13 protein-coding genes and 2 pseudogenes are annotated in these 16,440 nt (G+C 41.6%); 2 read left to right on the forward strand and 13 right to left on the reverse strand.

From position 1 onward, the window contains the following. Positions 1-184 precede the first annotated feature (184 nt). The 5 genes from J5O05_RS20220 to J5O05_RS20240 are packed head-to-tail and all read right to left on the reverse strand — an operon-like array spanning position 185 to position 6,023. Positions 185-1,873: a hypothetical protein gene (locus J5O05_RS20220; protein ID WP_208844756.1), complete on the reverse strand. Its 1,689-nt coding sequence runs from the start codon at positions 1,871-1,873 to the stop codon at positions 185-187. A 6-nt stretch (positions 1,874-1,879) separates the two neighbouring features. Next, positions 1,880-2,263, reverse strand: coding sequence for a DUF3192 domain-containing protein (locus tag J5O05_RS20225; RefSeq protein WP_208844757.1), 384 nt, complete (start codon positions 2,261-2,263; stop codon positions 1,880-1,882). A 55-nt stretch (positions 2,264-2,318) separates the two neighbouring features. Then, positions 2,319-3,113 carry a flap endonuclease Xni gene (gene xni, locus J5O05_RS20230; protein WP_208844758.1) on the reverse strand — a complete coding sequence of 265 codons (795 nt, stop codon included), beginning with the start codon at positions 3,111-3,113 and terminating at the stop codon, positions 2,319-2,321. Continuing rightward, positions 3,106-4,449, reverse strand: coding sequence for a nucleotide 5'-monophosphate nucleosidase PpnN (gene ppnN / locus J5O05_RS20235; protein ID WP_208844759.1), 1,344 nt, complete (start codon positions 4,447-4,449; stop codon positions 3,106-3,108). The genes xni and ppnN overlap by 8 nt, the downstream gene beginning before the upstream one ends. Before the next feature lie 14 nt (positions 4,450-4,463). Continuing rightward, positions 4,464-6,023 (reverse strand): GGDEF domain-containing protein, encoded by a 1,560-nt coding sequence (locus tag J5O05_RS20240; protein WP_244370112.1) that lies wholly within the window; start codon positions 6,021-6,023, stop codon positions 4,464-4,466. Positions 6,024-6,214: 191 nt separating this feature from the next. Between J5O05_RS20240 and J5O05_RS20245 the strand changes: the two are divergent. Together J5O05_RS20245 and J5O05_RS20250 are read left to right on the forward strand one after the other, a co-directional pair. Beyond that, positions 6,215-7,997 (forward strand): annotated as a pseudogene (locus J5O05_RS20245) (M61 family metallopeptidase). Positions 7,998-8,167: 170 nt separating this feature from the next. Beyond that, positions 8,168-9,055 (forward strand): NAD-dependent epimerase/dehydratase family protein, encoded by an 888-nt coding sequence (locus J5O05_RS20250; protein WP_208844760.1) that lies wholly within the window; start codon positions 8,168-8,170, stop codon positions 9,053-9,055. Between the two features lie 64 nt (positions 9,056-9,119). Here J5O05_RS20250 and J5O05_RS20255 read toward each other — a convergent pair whose 3' ends face one another. From J5O05_RS20255 to hisB, 8 genes and pseudogenes are all read right to left on the reverse strand, one after another. Then, positions 9,120-10,403, reverse strand: a complete 1,284-nt coding sequence (locus J5O05_RS20255) for an NAD(P)/FAD-dependent oxidoreductase (RefSeq protein WP_208844761.1) — start codon at positions 10,401-10,403, stop codon at positions 9,120-9,122. Between the two features lie 468 nt (positions 10,404-10,871). Continuing rightward, positions 10,872-11,435, reverse strand: coding sequence for an elongation factor P (gene efp / locus J5O05_RS20260; RefSeq protein WP_208844762.1), 564 nt, complete (start codon positions 11,433-11,435; stop codon positions 10,872-10,874). Positions 11,436-11,466: 31 nt separating this feature from the next. After that, positions 11,467-12,549, reverse strand: coding sequence for an elongation factor P maturation arginine rhamnosyltransferase EarP (gene earP, locus J5O05_RS20265; protein WP_208844763.1), 1,083 nt, complete (start codon positions 12,547-12,549; stop codon positions 11,467-11,469). 148 nt (positions 12,550-12,697) lie between these two features. Beyond that, on the reverse strand, positions 12,698-13,309 hold the full coding sequence (gene hisIE, locus J5O05_RS20270) for a bifunctional phosphoribosyl-AMP cyclohydrolase/phosphoribosyl-ATP diphosphatase HisIE (RefSeq protein ID WP_208844764.1): 612 nt from the start codon (positions 13,307-13,309) through the stop codon (positions 12,698-12,700). Further along, positions 13,300-14,079 (reverse strand): imidazole glycerol phosphate synthase subunit HisF, encoded by a 780-nt coding sequence (gene hisF, locus J5O05_RS20275; protein WP_208844765.1) that lies wholly within the window; start codon positions 14,077-14,079, stop codon positions 13,300-13,302. The genes hisIE and hisF overlap by 10 nt, the downstream gene beginning before the upstream one ends. Beyond that, entirely contained in the window at positions 14,061-14,795 is a 735-nt protein-coding gene (locus tag J5O05_RS20280; protein WP_208844766.1) for a 1-(5-phosphoribosyl)-5-[(5-phosphoribosylamino)methylideneamino] imidazole-4-carboxamide isomerase, read from the reverse strand. Before J5O05_RS20280 ends, hisF begins: the two co-directional genes overlap by 19 nt. A gap of 4 nt (positions 14,796-14,799) precedes the next feature. Continuing rightward, positions 14,800-15,394: pseudogene (gene hisH, locus J5O05_RS20285) on the reverse strand (imidazole glycerol phosphate synthase subunit HisH). Further along, a complete protein-coding gene (hisB, locus tag J5O05_RS20290) occupies positions 15,391-16,434 on the reverse strand; it encodes a bifunctional histidinol-phosphatase/imidazoleglycerol-phosphate dehydratase HisB (protein WP_208845404.1) in 1,044 nt (347 codons plus the stop codon). Before hisB ends, hisH begins: the two are co-directional and overlap by 4 nt. Positions 16,435-16,440 lie beyond the last annotated feature (6 nt).

Consider the following 16,440-nt stretch of genomic DNA (forward strand, 5'->3'; position numbering starts at 1 on the left):
TACGACTACTGCTGACGATAAAAGTATCAGTGTAGCATCTGGTTTGTAGGCTTGGGATTCGCTTGAAAAATTAAGCGCGTTTTATAGCAATTTATTCATACTTATTCCAGTTTGGAATGCTTAATAGACATAAATGCTATTTATGTTAGTTATCAGTACAATCTATTGAAGAAATGATGAGCAATTAGATTGGGTTATAAGGTGCTTGTTCAATGATTTTTCCAACAAAATGCTCAAAATCAATCACCGAAAGACTATTTAGCTGTTCTTGGATTAATGCTTTTTGCCAAGCAGAGAACGGGACTTCGGGTTTTAAAAGTCGATAAACGGCAAGCTTAATGAATACCATTGCTTTGGACAAACCGATTAGCTGGTCTTTTGATGAAAGTTCTGAGGAAATAAAGGCTTTATGCGCACCGCTAAAAGAAAAATGTGCTTGTATTGATTCGCACACGGTTTTGTTATCTACCGAGCTAATGCCGAAAATATACGCATAACTGAGCGGTTTGGCCTCTTGTTCGAATTCGACATCCGGTATTTGCCACTTAATATCCTGATAGGTGCATAATAAGTAATAAACATATGCGGTAAACGGGCCGGCAATCGCTTCGAAATGATAGGTCGTTTGTAACGCCGTATAGGCTTGCACCGCTTTTAATGTGATGGCATAGCGACTTAACACTTCAGCCATCAATGGATGTGCATAGTCTTCAAGACTCTGCTCGAGCAGTACACGCTGACACATAAGCGCGGCATTATCGAGTCCCACCATTGTTAAACTGTGCCTTAGCCCGCCTGCTTTTTGTTGCTGTTTGTTGTATTGACGTGCGGCTGTCAAAAGTCGTTCAACAAGATTTGGATGACACGAAAGCGCTTTTTCTATTTGTTGATAACTCACGAAATCATGATGACCTAGTTCTACAGCAGTTTCGATAACACTCGGTTGTTCAGCTTCTTCAGAACGGATGTCGTCTACTTGCTTTCTTGCGAACCAAATACCGAAAATAAGCGTAGGATCTACAAGCGGAATACTTGATTGTCTAAAGTGTAAATGCTGCTCTGTTGTTATCGTTTGGAGCTGCTTTTTGTCGTTCACGACACAAAGTTCGGTGTGCGTTTTTGCATGTTTCAAACAAAAAGCATTATAACCCTTATAGCGGGTGAGTTGGCCAGGAAAAGGGTATTCAAGCTCTGCAACCAGTGCTTTTAAAACTGTACGCACTTTCTCACTTGCAGCGCTTAAGTACAGTTCCTTTAATGTGTCTTTTAGTGGGTTGGTTTTTTCATTCGAACTTTTTGGCGTAATGCGCCTTGCAATCAAATCGGCAACCGCAACGATGAGTGTTTTAAAGTCATAGAGGTTAATAAGGTCAGGGTAGTTGAGGGCTTTTTGATATTTCGTTAGGCGCATTAAGATATGCGTGATTTCATTTGTAGTAGTGCCGCTTCGCTCAAATAATTTTACGGCGAGATGATGCCTAAATTGCCATTGTTTTTTTGTTTGGGTTGAAACCGGTTCACTTCTTGCCATCGCGTTGTTTTCATTGGTAACGCATAAGTAGTTTGCTAAACAGGCTGAAACTAATTCCGCAGTCACTTTCTCTGAATAACCGAAGTGTTTACACACTGCGAGGACAAGAACCACTTCGTTTACGACCATGTTAGTCGTGTAACCTTGAGATTTAATGTAAATCTGGAGTTGAGCTTGAAGTGCGACTGGATTTTGTGAGTAGAGCTGTATGTAAGCATCACTTAATTGGGCCAGTAGAGGCGTAATGTGATGCCATTGGTTTTTGTTGTAGTATAGGCGTAGAAGTTGGTGTGTTCGCTCGATTAGCTTTTGTAGGAAAATAGCGTTCGGATAAGCGCTCATTAATGATCAAAACCTTTTTGATAGGCAATCATTGCGCTCGAGATTCCATAACGTGAGCTTACCGTTCTCAAACAGTAATCCAGTGCATTCGTCTTGTGTTGTAATGCCGTCTGGCTTTACTAGCTGAGTTCGATAAAAAACGATTTGCATGACATTCTCTTCGCTTTTTTTAACGTAAGTTAAATCAGGGCTACCAAGTGTTTCTAATACTTCATCAAGCACGATGTCGCTGTCGACAGACAGTTTCTCAATAAAACGCTTATTGAATGCTTCGCGGTCTTGCCAAATCATCGCGCTCGGGTCGTCTTTATAAAAATTGATCACTAACATGACGATGCCCGCATACACAGCTAGTCCAAGAAAAACGTATTGGAGTATCTTTTTAATCATAATTAGTACAAGCCACAAATTCTCGCATTTACTATACCAAACAAATCATTTTGCATCAGGACTCTGCGACTAACGAAGTCGAAATTCGCAAATCCCTCAAGCTTATACCAAGATCTATATCTGTTCTTAGCGTTAAAAGTGCTTTACTCAGAATAAAATCATCAATGCCACTTTGTAGTTTTTGCGCTACTTTACTCTCTAGCGTTTCTGCTGTGACGGCATTATCGACAGAACCATGTTGAGCTAGCAAGGTTAGAGCGGTTTGTTTTCCAATACCTTTAACACCTGGAATGTCGTTTGTTTTGTCTCCAACGAGAGCAAAGAAATCGATCAATTGCTGTGTATTAAGCGAAAATTTCTTTTCTACTTGCGCTTCTTCTATAAAACATTGTTGAAAATAATCATAAATAGACACTGTCTGAGTGAGCAATGGTAGAAAACCTTTGTTGGTAGACACAATGGTACTATCAAGGTTAACCTGCGTAACTTTGTTTGAGAGCGCAGCAATCACATCATCCGCTTCGTCGTTTTCTGGGTAATAAACGGCTATTCCAGCAAGCTCAAAACCTGAAGCCACGTGTTGTAAATTTGCCTTTAGTATCTCAGGCATTGGCGCTCTACTGAATTTATACTTGGGATAGTATTGATAGCGCCAGCTATTTCTACCATCAAATATGGCGACAGCATATTGAAAGCGTTTCAACTTTAGGAGCCTTGCACACGCTTTGTGAACGCGAGCTTTGCACGCAATGATAAGCGCTTTTGGATCTTGAGTGTGTTTTTCTTCTACAGCGTAGATGCGCCTAATTAAATTAAGCGCATCGATGATCAGGATATTTGGTTTATGCATTGATTTTATAACAAGGTATATATTTGCTGCCAGGTAACTTCATTCTTCCTTGTTCAACAAATGCTTGAAGCAACTTATCCATTTCAACCATCAAGGTTTTATCGCCATGTAATTCATAAGGACCAAATTGCTTGATTGCTCTAAGTCCCTCATCCTTCACGTTGCCGGCTACAATGCCAGAAAAAGCGCGTCGAAGATTGGCCGCTAACTGTTGTTTCTCTTGCTCTAAATGGAGATCGAGATTGGCCATATTTTCATGGGTTGGGGCGAATGGCATTTGAAATTCGTGTTCAATTTTAAGCGTCCAGTTGAAGTAATAGGCATCACCTTCGTTCTTGCGATATTCCCGTACTTTTGGCATGGCTTCTTTCAGTTTTTGAGCCACTTGGACTGGGTCATCGACAATGATCTCAAATTTGCCCAATGCTTCTTTACCTAGCGTCTTTTCAATAAACTTCGCGAGTTCTTCGAAATACGCTTTTGACTCTTTAGGGCCAGTAAGAATAACGGGAAGCTTTTGCTTCGCATTTTCTGGGTGTAACATGATGCCAAGCAAATAAAGTAACTCTTCTGCCGTACCTGCGCCGCCTGGGAAGATAATAATGCCGTGAGCAACACGTATAAAAGCCTCGAGCCGCTTTTCGATATCTGGGAGTATCACAAGCTCATTAACGATAGGATTCGGCGGCTCGGCCGCAATAATGCTTGGTTCAGTTAAACCTAGATAGCGATTGTCCGTGATACGTTGCTTAGCGTGACCAATGGTTGCACCTTTCATCGGGCCTTTCATTGCACCAGGCCCACACCCAGTACAAATATTTAGACCGCGTAAACCAAGCTGATAGCCAACTTCTTTCGTGTATTTGTATTCAATCTCGTTAATGGAATGACCACCCCAACATACGATCATGTTCGGATCTGTATTGACACGTAGCGCATTGGCATTTCGCAACATGTCAAAGACCATGTGCGTAATTTCTTTTGCTTCGGTAATGTCTTGCGCGTATTTTTGGCAAATGAAAAGCATATCTCGAATGACTGAGAAGATATGCTCGTGGATACCAGTAATAATGCTTCCATCCACGAAGGCTGTTTCTGGTGGGTTTGTTAATTCGATTTTCAGGCCGCGTTCGCGGGTGATGAGTTTAATATCAAAATCTTGATATTTATTATAAATCTCAGAACTTGAGTCAGTATGGCTCCCGACATTTAACACGGCAAGAGCACAATTTCTGAATAGTCTATAACGCTCACTGGTTGAAGATTGCTGTAATAAATCCACTTCCAACTGAGAAAGTAAATTCAATACTCCGGTTGGATTTAGCTGAACATGCATAGACACTCTCCTTTTTATTGGCGGAGACAAACCCTATCACGACCACTGTTTTTCGCTTCGTAAAGCGCATCATCGGCTCTATCGAAAGCAGTCAAAGGGGTATCTCCTTCTTTCAACTGAGTCGCACCCAGTGAAATGGTAATTTCTACTTCTTTGTCCTTAAACTTAAATGGGATACTCTTTATGGTCTTACGGATCTTTTCTAAGGGGCCATTTGCCTCTTCCAACGGCATACCTGGCATTAACAGTACAAACTCCTCACCACCATATCGAGCGATAAAATCCGACTTCCTTATAGACATTTTTAGTGCTCTTGCAATGACTTGTAAAGTTTTATCGCCCGCGCTGTGGCCATATTTGTCATTTATCGACTTAAAATGGTCGACATCGATGACGACCAAAGTCACATCAGATTTAGTCGTTGAGTAGATATGAAATTCTTGATTGTACTTGTCGTCAAATGCCGCGCGGTTAGGTAATTTAGTTAATCCGTCTAACAGGCTTCTAAATCGTTGTTCAGTCAGTCTTTTCTTGTAGTTGTTGACTTTAGATTCCAGCTGATTAACGCGTTCGTTGATAAATTCGAAACTTGCGATCAGGGCCGACTTCTCAAGTTGTTCTAATCGTTCGCGTTCAACCAAATCTTTGCTTAGCGATTTGAGTTCATCATCAACTAATGCCTTTAACTCAACGATTGAGGTTGCTGACTGAGTGGCGTTAGAGAGATTTTTAATTTTTGATTCTATTTGAGAATTCAGTGTTTGTAGCGCTGAATTGACACTCTTAGATTGCTCACTTGTTTGAACAATAGATTGATTTAATTCTTCGAGTGTTTGATTTAACGAAATCAAAAAACCTTGCGCAGTTTGGCGTTCACGCGCAATGCTTTTAACGACAATACGAATGATCGCAATCGAAGCATCGAGTAATTTATCCGCTGAATCAGTTAGCGCAATGCCATTTTTTACGGCTTTGACTTCGTCGGAAACGTCTTCATCAAACATTAGCTCATTTGATAAGGCCAATAAATCACGTGCGAGTTCAACATACTGCTCGGTTTCACTCGATGAACCATCTGAACCGGCAGCCTTCAATTTCGCTTGTAAGGCCTGATGGTACAGATCGACCAACTTTTCCATTAAAGGAATGAAGTCGCGTAGCGCTTTTACGTTACCGATTTCGTGGTCCAATAAATGGCGTAAATTTCGGCGCGAATCGTCAGGAAGGCCTTTCGTTTTTTGCAGTTGTTTACCCGCTGAAAGGATACTATTGACAAGATCACGTTCTGAGGTGACGAAGGACGCTTCTTGTTGTTTTAACAAACCAGAAATTTGATCAATCATTGGCATTAGGTGTTCAAAGTCGACACCTTTTGTCAGCGCGCTACGGAATTTAGCCAATTGATTATCTAAAGAAACGTCTAGTCCTTTACAACCGACCGATAGACGCATAGCGAATTGGGTTAATGTTTCAACTTGTGCTTTTCGTGCTTCTTCTAAGGATTTTCGCGCTTGAATTGCTTGAGTTAACTTTTTTCTAAGTTTGCTTGCGTGTTCGACACCAACATTAACCACTACATGTTTCTCTGGACTACGGTCAAGTTTACAACAAATTGCGCATCGAGGTAGCAAAAATTAAAGCCTCTTTGACAGGAAACAAAGTTTTTAGCCAGCGAATAGTCCTAAAAATGCTGTGGTTGGGCGAAAAAATACAAAAGCGTATAGAATTTTTGGTATGTTAGAAAAAAACAATCTAAGTAAATACCATGAAATCGATTAAATATTCAGCACTTGCAATGGCTACGGCTTTTAGCTCGCTCTCTTTCGCGGATGTGAACTACTCGCTTTCAATCACTAATCCAACTCATCACTTAGCCGATGTAACCGTTGCATTGCCAAAAGCCAACATGGCGCACATTGATGTTCAATTGCCAGATTGGCGCACAGGTCGTTATGAAATCTTAGACCTCGCAAATGGTGTTCGTTTCTTTAGTGCGAAGAATAAAAAAGGTGCAGAGCTTTCTTGGTCCAAAATTGACAAAAATACATGGCGTGTTTATTTAGATGAGCCAACTGAGGTAAAACTTTCCTACCAAGTTTATGGCAATGAATTGGGCTTCCGAGGCTCGTCACATAGACGACAGTCACGCGTTTATCGATGCATCGGGTTTTTTCATGTTTAGTGAGTCGTTTAGGCAGGAAGCCGTCTCTGTTCAGTTAAACGTACCTAAAACATGGCGTTCGGTGTCAGGCATGGAATCCCCGAGCAATCATAAGTTTGTTGCCGACAATTACGACATCTTAATCGACTCACCAATTGAAACGGGTATTAATAAGTTACACAAATTCGATGTTGATGGTAAGAAATATGAACTAGTGATTTGGGGTGAAGGTAATTATGACGAATCGCTCATGCTAGACGACCTTAAAAAGCTCGTAAAAACGGGTAATTTGATTTGGGATGAATACCCCTTCGAGCGTTATGTTTTCATGGTGCACGCGACGAGTGGGGCAGGTGGTGCGACTGAGCATTTAAATTCGACAATAATTCAACGTCCCCGATATAAATTTGCTAAGCGTGAAGACTACTTAGGTTTTATTTCAACCGCTGCACATGAATTCATTCATACGTGGAATGTAAAAAACTACCGTCCTGATGGATTAGTACCTTACGATTACGTAAATCCTAATTATTCCGACCTACTTTGGATTTCTGAAGGTTCAACCAGTTATTTTGAAGACTATTTACTGCTAAATGCCGGAATTTCGACGAGTAAAGAATTTTTGAAAGGCCTAACTAAATCCGTTAATCGTCATCTTAAAACGCCAGGTAGGGAAGTGCAGTCGGTTGCAGCAACGAGTCTTGATAAGTGGATTAATCAAGGCGGCGATCACGGCAAGAACTTTACGACAAATATTTATTCTGAAGGTTCGCTTGTTTCGATGGCGCTTGATATTAAACTGCTAGACGACAGTGATGGCAAAGTGAGCTATCGAGATGTCCATAGAGCACTCTACAATCAATTTAAATTGCCAAAAGGTTTTAACGCGGACGATGTTAAGGACATTTTAAAACAAGTCAGTGGCAACGATTACTCGCTCTGGTGGCAACAGAATGTGGAGAAACCCGCAATAATAGATTTTGACGGTTTGTTCAATAAAGTCGGCTTGGTTTACCACTATCCAGAGGATGCCAAGGCAATAGCTGGATTTGACGGCAGTGCAAAATTTGACGGTCAACTATTAACGCTAACGCACGTAGCAAGAAATAGCTTAGCGTGGCAAGCGGGACTTACCAGCGAGGACAAAATCGTTGCGTTTAATAAAAAACAGGTACATGAAAGCTTAAAAGCATCGTTGGAAGTGTTTATGCCAGGCGATAAAGTGGTAGTCGACTTCATTCGTCGTGATGAATTAATGACGACTACATTGACGCTTTCAGAAGATTTTGACAAAGAAAAAGTAATTACAGCAGTTGAAAATCCAACAGAACGTCAAGCGATGCTATTCAAAGCGTGGATGGGTATCAATCATCCGAGCGTTAAGTAATAAACGACTGAATGACGTCAACCTTTTTGTTTTTGATATAAAACAAGAAGGTTGATGGTGTTTCTACAGTTTAAGCTCCCTCTTTTTAAATAGTGTATTGTGAAGCCTTCTCAACTCCTGTTCAGATGAAGCGATGCCATTACACGGTATCAAAAGCCTAGGGTGTTGCTATGAAAATACTTATCACAGGTTCAGCAGGTAGAGTAGGACGTGCAATTTACATTAACCTAATGAAATCGCATGATGTCATTGGTATCGATAGAGTGCCTTGTTCTACGACGGACATTGTTGGGGATGTTCAAAATCTAGAGCTTGTAGGCGGTGCATTAGAAAACATTGATGTTATCGTTCATACAGCAGCACTCCACGCGCCCCATGTCGGTTTAGTGTGTGACGCTGAATTTACTCGAATTAATGTTGAGGCAACAGAACAGTTGGCTCTTCAAGGGGTTAAATGCGGTGTTAAGCATTTTGTTTTTACGAGTACAACGGCCTTGTATGGATATGCATCTACCCCATTGAGTCATGCAGGTTGGATTAATGAACACGTTACGCCGCAACCGAAAACGATTTATCACACAAGTAAAATTGAGGCTGAAAGGAAACTCCAAAAGATATCAGGTGTTTTTAATCTACCGGTAACGGTTTTGCAAATGTCGCGATGTTTCCCTGAACCTGCAGACCGAATGGCAGTATATCGCATGACACGTGGTATCGATGTTAGAGATGTTGCCAGTGCACATAGACATGCAATAGAAAAACGTTTGTCCGGCTTTCGACGGTATATAATCTCGGGTAAAACGCCATTTGTTCAGTCAGATAGTTGTAATTTACTAAACCATGCGGCCGCGACGATAGAAGAGAAGGCACCTAAACTTGCTAACGTATTTCAACAACGAGGGTGGCCATTACCTGAAAGTCTTGACCGAATATACGACTCATCGTTAGCGCAACGAGAATTAGGTTGGTGGCCCAGACATGGTTTCGAAAGTGTCTTAGAAATGTGGGACAACGAACTACCAGAAGTTCTGCCGCCTTCTATTACTCATATCGGCTAGATAGTAGGCGAGCAAAACTTGCTGACTGACAAGATAGACGTTTCCACAAGTTTACAAATTCAAATTAGCTTTCTTCTTTCTTAACTCGTTCAATACCGACTGCACCAAGAAGATATTTCTCGTAGATGGGTTCACTCGTCCCGTGCTTTACTTTGTACAAAAAGTACTTTTCAAACGCAATTTTGGCCACATGTACCCATTTCCCCATAGATGTCCAGTTAGTATTTCTTGGGGGATTTTGTGGCAGGGCGATAAAGGCAGCCCCTTTATCGCCCATATCAGCTAAGCAAATTGCATTGAGCGTAGGTCGTGTGTGCATTTCTTCTTGTCGCTCAAGACTTAAAATATTCTCAACGATAGCGGTCGTCATTGATTCAATCATAAATCCTGTTTTTGGTGCTCCAACTGGAACGGGTGTTTGCTCTAGCGGAGGAATGGCGACGCAAACACCGGCGGCGAAAATGTTGTGATAGGCGTTACTTTGTTGAAATTCATTCGTCAGAACAAAGCCTTTGGGGTTACATAAATCTGGAACCTGCGCGATTGCAGGTGACCCTTTAAATGGGGGTAAAAACATTGCCATCTTAAAAGGAAGCTCGTGCGAAAATTCAATCTGGCCTTTTCTATCTAGTTCATCGATATGAGCTACATTTTCCTCAAATTTTGCAACTTTGGCGTTGCAGATCCATTTTATACCACGCTCCCTAAATTCGTGTTCCATTAGTGACTTTGAGTCACCAACACCCCCTAACCCCATGTGACCGACATACGGCTCAGAGGTAACAAAAGTCATTGGTATTCTGTCGCGTATTTTGTGTTTCCTGAGTAAACTTTCAAGTGACAAGATATATTCATAGGCGGGGCCAAAGCAACTTGCCCCTTGCACAGCGCCAACTAGAACCGGCCCAGGGTTTTCAAGGAGCGATAGATACGCGTAGTACGCCTTTTCTGCATGTGCGACTGTGCAAATTGATTGCGTAAAACCATCGTCAGGCCCAATTCCTTCAATCGTTTCAAATGCAAGTTTTGGTCCGCTGCAAATCACTAAGTAGTCATACGTTAAAATCTCACCTTGTCCATTGGTTAACTGGTTCTCTTTTGCGTTGATATTTGCCACACCACTACTGTCAAACGGAACATTGTACTTAGCAAGATACGGTTCTAAATTAAGTACGACTTGCTCTCGTGTTCTCTCCCCCAATGCAACCCAAGGATTTGACGGGATAAAATGAAACTCTTTGCCTTCGCCAATGAGCAATACTTCATGCTCTTTTGGGAGTTTTTCTCTAAGCTCATAGGCAACTGAAATACCGCCTAATCCAGCCCCGATCACTATCGTTCTTTTCATTTAAAGTTCCTCGTGTTCAGATCTTTCAGAGCATGTAACAAGGCAAATAGATGCAATCGCTATATTGCCGAAAGACAGAATGCTGACAACGTTTACTCAAAAAACATTAGAATATTAGAAAGTGCTAATGTATAGATAGACGGGTATGGATGAAAAGGCAAATAATTTTGACCCAAAGAACGATGGTGAAAATCCGGTCCCAAGCATCGCGTTTGAAATTGGTTTTGTCGCTCTTGCACGCATTTTTTTAGAGTGAAATGATTAGCTACTCAGGCAAAGAGGTTGCTTTCAAAGGGAAGATTCAGGTTTAGTGGCAAAAAGTCAAATTTACAGAAGGGTGGGGAATTAGGCCGATGATTCAGCCTAATTTAAACGTAGCGCTACTGCCACTATATACCGCCATTCGCTAAGGCGTGGAGTTTATAAGAGCCAGCAACGCTAATCGTAAAAGCGTATAATCTCGTTTGATTAAAGAACGCGCTTACGGAATTCGTTTGTACGAGTGTCGATTTCGATTGAATCACCGATTTCAACGAATGCAGGTACATGCATCTCGTAGCCCGTGTTAAGGCGAGCAGGTTTTGTTACTTTACCTGACGTATCACCGCGAGCTGCAGGTTCTGCGTACTCAACTTTACGAACAACGATTGTAGGCAGCTCAACTGAGATTGCTTTTTCGTTGTAGAAAGTTACTTCACATTTGTCTTCCATACCGTCAACGATGTACATAACTGCATCGCCTAGGTTCTCTTTTTCTACGTCGTATTGGTTGTATTCTTCATCCATAAATACGTACATAGGATCAGCAAAATAAGAGTATGTACATTCTTTACGATCAAGAATGATGGTATCTACTTTCTCATCCGCTTTAAGAACTGTCTCAGTACCACTGTTATTTAATAGACCTTTCAACTTCATTTTAACAACCGCTGCGTTACGGCCAGATTTGTTAAATTCAGTTTTCAATACGATCATTGGCTCGTTATTAAAGCTAATAACGTTACCTGCACGAAGTTCTTGTGCTGTTTTCATCTAAGTATTCCTCAACGTTGAATGTCGCGAATTATACTTTGCTATTTAAAAATTTCACTAGTTGTGTGACTAAATCTTCACAATTAATTCTTTTTTCTTGCCAATCTTGGCTCCATTGATGCCAATTAGGGAGCTGATCGAACATACTCATTGCAGTTTCAAGCTGAAGATCATCGCGATTGAACGCTACGTGATATGACTTCACGCACGATGGGACCTGAGCTAAGTCCAAAAATGCACTTAATTTGTCGAGATGTGCATCTTCATCTTGTTTGTAGATGTGCCAGACGAAGGGCTTGCCAGCCAGTTGAGCGCGCACAAATGAATCTTCACCACGCACAAAGTTTATATCGCAGCTCCATAGAAGCTCGTCATAGTGTTCTTGAGTTGAGAAAGGGATTGTGTACAAACTTATATTTTTGTAAATATAACAAGAAGTTGTTTTCGTAAAAAGTGGTAACAGGCTGTTTAGAGAACGACCATTTGGGACAATTAAACTAACAGGACGTGAAAGCATAGACAGTGCTTGAAGCGTCGCTTGCCAACTTTGTGCTTCATAGGTGAACACGCTCATGCGCAGTTCATCAGAACTTGGTACTGGAATATCGTGACGTTGCCAATAAGTAGTTGGCTCAAACTCGTTCAATCTAGACTGGTAGTCTTTCTCTACGATTACGCCACCTGTTTTCGGTGTAAAGCCGGGAAAGAAAAAGTATTTTGGGACTATATTGGCACCAGAACTCATACCATGACAGGATTCGACCCACGATTCTGCGCTTAAGTACTCGAGGTTTAGCCAAATTTTACTTTCTCGTGGCATATTTTCAACGTAAGCGCTTGGCAAGTTACAGGCGAATGCTTCTATGACGTATGTGGCAGGGATGACATTCGAAGGAAATTTACTTGGCCAAAGCTCAATTGAAACGCCTTGTGTTTCGTAACTGGTGCAGCTTTCCAATTCTGGAAGCATTGCGCCGAAACTATTAAAGTCATTTACCCAAAGGCGAACAGACCCAAGTTCTCGAGCCGCTAATTCCTTAGCTAAACGCCAAGTTACGCCAATGTCGCCAAAATTATCGATGACATCGCAGAATATATCCCAAGTGTACTTCATATATCGGTCCAACAAGATTAATCAAAGAATTGTACCAAGGAAAGGCGGTGGCTCCAATCTACAGGCATTGAAGACAATTTAAAGAATGTCAATTTGCGAAGGGAGATGAAGGCAAGCTTTCTAAGCTTACCTTCACTTTAAATTAAAATTATTTGTGGCGTTCTTTCAACACTTGGGCAACTTCTTCTAGTGAACAACCTGAACGAATTAATAGTACGCTGAGGTGATAGATCAAATCCGCCGATTCATTAAGTAGTTCATCTTTATCACTTTTCATTGCCGCTAAGGCTACTTCGACGCCTTCTTCACCAACTTTTTGACAGGAGCGGCTTATATCTTTAGCAAAAAGAGACGCTGTGTAGCTGCTCGTTGGATCGCTTTCTTTGCGTTCATTAATGACCGTTTGTAATTGACCAATAAACGAAAGCAATGGCGCTGCTTCGCCGAAGCAACTTTGCGTGCCTAAATGACAGGTTGGTCCCTTTGGCTTTGCAAGGACCAGTATCGAGTCTTTATCGCAATCCGTATGTACGGAGACAACTTCTAAAAAGTTGTCTGATGTTTCACCTTTCGTCCATAATCGGTTTTTGCTCCGAGAGAAAAAGGTCGCCAAGCCTTTTTGAAGTGTCATCTCCAGAGCTGCTCTGTCCATAAATCCTTGCATTAATATAACGCCGTTTAAATTATCTTGGACGATAGCAGGGATCAATTCACTCTTTTGAAAATTAACTTCATTAATTGTTTGTTGTGTTATCTGCATAATCTTGCTGCCACATCATTTGCATCTAGAGCCGTCTTTAACTCTTGAATGTCTATTATATTTTTGTGAAAAACGCTCGCGGCCAATGCTCCATCGACATTAGCTTGTTTAAATACGTCAATAAAATCTGCAATTTTACCAGCACCACCAGACGCAATAAGGGGGATATGGCATTGTTGTCTAATTATAGAAAGTTGTTCTATATCGTAACCATTACGTACACCATCTTGATTCATGCAATTAAGCACAATTTCGCCAGCACCTAAGTCCTGTACGCGTTTTACCCAATCTTCCGTCAGGTAACGAGTACGACTTGACGCATTTGGATCGCCTGTTAGTTGATAAACCTGATAAGTCCCTGATTGCACATCATAAAAACTGTCGATACCGACAACCACACACTGTTTTCCAAACTCATCGTGTAATTCTTTAATCAACTCCGGTCGAGCGATAGCTGGGCTATTGATTGATATTTTATCAGCACCTTGTTCTAGCACTTTCGCAGCGTCGGCAACGGACTTGATACCTCCAGCGACACAAAACGGAATATCGATGTGTTTAGCAATTTCAGTAACCCAATTGACGTCAAGCAATCGTTTTTCGACACTGGCGCTAATTTCGTAAAACACGAGTTCATCCGCACCTGCATCTGAATAGGACTTGGCTAAAGTGAGAATGTCACCGACGATTTCGTGACCTTTAAATTTAACCCCTTTAACAACTTGACCGTCTTTTACATCCAAACATGGGATTATACGTTTTGATAGCATGCAACGGCCTCCTTAACGGTAAACGCGTCATCTAACAACGATTTACCTAAGATAATCCCACCAACACCAATTTCGATTAGCTTTTGAATGTCTTCAATGGAGCTTACACCTCCAGAGGCTTGCACTTTTAGGCCAGGATTGTGACTAACAAGCGCTTGATAGAGAGCGAAGGAAGGCCCGCTCATCGTGCCGTCTTTGCTGATGTCAGTACACAGAAAATCAACGACGCCTAGCGCGACGTAGAAATCGACGAGTTCGAATAAGTCGTGTTCCGAATCTGCAAGCCAGCCATGTGTTGCGGGAACCCATTTATCATTGGAAAGGTTCACATCAAGTGCGATAACAAAACGTTCTGCGCCGAACTTTTCAATCCAACTTGCCACTTCGTCTCGTTTATCGACAGCCATGGATCCGATCACGACCTGACTTGCGCCTGCTTTTAGCCACTCTTTTACATCTTCGAAGCGACGAATGCCGCCACCGACTTGAAAAGGGACATCAAGCGTTTGAGTTGCATTTTGAATATGCTGCCATTGTTTTTGTTCAGGGTCTCTAGCGCCTTCGAGGTCCACTAAATGCAATTTTTTTGCACCATCTTGCTGATACTGCAAAAGCCGAGCTGACAATTCAAAAGGATAAAACTGGGCGGTGTCGTATTTACCTTGATATAGGCGTACGATTTTATTTTGTAATACATCTAACGCTGGGATAATCATCGTTCTATTGTCCATTCCAAGATAAAAAGTTATTGAGTAGCTGTGTTCCAACTTTTGCACTTCGTTCAGGGTGAAATTGCATTCCTGCAAAATTGTCTTTCGCCACGATTGCGGAAAATCCGCTGCCATATTCACCTTGAGCAATAGTCGCAGACGTTGCATTCGTGAGCGAAGCTATGGACAAAATAAACTTGGTCCTGCGTTTCAACCTGTTTAGTCAGCGCATGGTTTTGTATATGCGCTAAATTATTCCAGCCCATATGGGGTGTAGTATGACCCTTTGTATCCAATAACTTAATTTGGCCCGGAATGATCCCTAAGCAAGTTACATTGCCTTCTTCAGTTGACTCGCAAAGCAATTGCATGCCAAGGCAAATCCCGAGTAAGGGTTTTTGGTAATCTTTTATCGCTTCATTCCAACCTGTTTCTATTAAACGTTTCATCGCAACTTGTGCGTGTCCAACACCAGGAAGTATGGCGCGATCATAGCGGCTCAATTCCTCAGGATTTGAAATTACGTCAGGATTTACACCAAGACGCTCAAAAGCAAATCGAACGGAATTTATGTTGGCGCAGCCTGTGTTTATTATGGCTATCATAAACACCCCTTTGAGCTTGCTGTTTGCTGAGATTTATCCGCAGCGACAGCCATTCTCAAGGCGCGTGAAAATGCCTTGAATAAACCTTCGACTTGGTGGTGGCAGTTACCCTCGGATACTGACAATATCAACGAAATTTCGGCATTGTCTGCTAATGATCTAAAAAAATGTTCGACCATTTGCACGTCTAAGTCACCCGCTTTTTCTCGTGAGAAATTGGCATTTAAAACAAAGGAAGCACGACCAGACAAATCTAATTGGCACTCGGCTTTGCATTCATCCATTGGCAGAGAAAATCCATAGCGCGCAATTTGCGCTTTTGTGCCTAATGCTTCTTTGAGTGCTTTTCCTAGTGCTATACCAACGTCTTCCACAAGGTGATGTTCGTCAATGTGTAAGTCGCCTGATGCTTTTACATCCAATAAGATGTTTGCGTGTGTTCTTATCTGATCAAGCATATGATCGAAAAAGCCAAGACCTGTATCGACTGAACCAGATTTTGTGCGGTCGAGGTTTACTTTGACAGCGATTTGGGTTTCTTTGGTGTTACGCGTGATTAAACTTTCTCTGTTTGATGTCGTCAATTGAGTAACAATCGCAGGCCAACTATTTTCAGTATAGAGAATTCCCTGAATGCATAAGTTTTCAGCCAATTGAATGTCTGTTTGTCTGTCACCTATGACATAAGAGCGAGCGAGGTCTACTTTACCCGATCGCATTAGGTCAGTGAGCAATGCTGTTTTCGGTTTTCTGCAATTACAATTGTCTTTGCTAAAGTGGGGACATATCAACACTTCATCAAACTGGATACCCTGGCTCTCAAAAATTTGCATCATCATATTGTGAGGGGCGTCAAACGTGTCTTTTGGAAAACTGGCTGTTCCAAGCCCATCTTGATTTGATACCATGACCAAACGGTAACCTGCTGTTTGTAACGCAAGCAGGGCAGGGATGACATTTGGTAATAATGCCAGTTTTTCAAGTTTGTCGACTTGTTTATCTACAATTGGTTCTTCAATTAAGGTGCCGTCACGGTCGATAAAAAG

This window comes from Pseudoalteromonas xiamenensis (assembly GCF_017638925.1).
GTDB classification, from domain to species: Bacteria; Pseudomonadota; Gammaproteobacteria; order Enterobacterales; family Alteromonadaceae; genus Pseudoalteromonas; species Pseudoalteromonas xiamenensis.

Bases quoted from the DNA above. Each gene is read 5' to 3' on its own strand.
- J5O05_RS20225 (WP_208844757.1), bottom strand. From the start codon at position 2,263: ATGATTAAAAAGATACTCCAATACGTTTTTCTTGGACTAGCTGTGTAT.
- xni (WP_208844758.1), bottom strand. From the start codon at position 3,113: ATGCATAAACCAAATATCCTGATCATCGATGCGCTTAATTTAATTAGG.
- efp (WP_208844762.1), bottom strand. From the start codon at position 11,435: ATGAAAACAGCACAAGAACTTCGTGCAGGTAACGTTATTAGCTTTAAT.
- earP (WP_208844763.1), bottom strand. From the start codon at position 12,549: ATGAAGTACACTTGGGATATATTCTGCGATGTCATCGATAATTTTGGC.
- J5O05_RS20220 (WP_208844756.1), bottom strand. From the start codon at position 1,873: ATGAGCGCTTATCCGAACGCTATTTTCCTACAAAAGCTAATCGAGCGA.
- hisIE (WP_208844764.1), bottom strand. From the start codon at position 13,309: ATGCAGATAACACAACAAACAATTAATGAAGTTAATTTTCAAAAGAGT.
- J5O05_RS20280 (WP_208844766.1), bottom strand. From the start codon at position 14,795: ATGATTATCCCAGCGTTAGATGTATTACAAAATAAAATCGTACGCCTA.
- J5O05_RS20250 (WP_208844760.1), top strand. From the start codon at position 8,168: ATGAAAATACTTATCACAGGTTCAGCAGGTAGAGTAGGACGTGCAATT.
- ppnN (WP_208844759.1), bottom strand. From the start codon at position 4,449: ATGCATGTTCAGCTAAATCCAACCGGAGTATTGAATTTACTTTCTCAG.
- hisF (WP_208844765.1), bottom strand. From the start codon at position 14,079: ATGCTATCAAAACGTATAATCCCATGTTTGGATGTAAAAGACGGTCAA.
- J5O05_RS20255 (WP_208844761.1), bottom strand. From the start codon at position 10,403: ATGAAAAGAACGATAGTGATCGGGGCTGGATTAGGCGGTATTTCAGTT.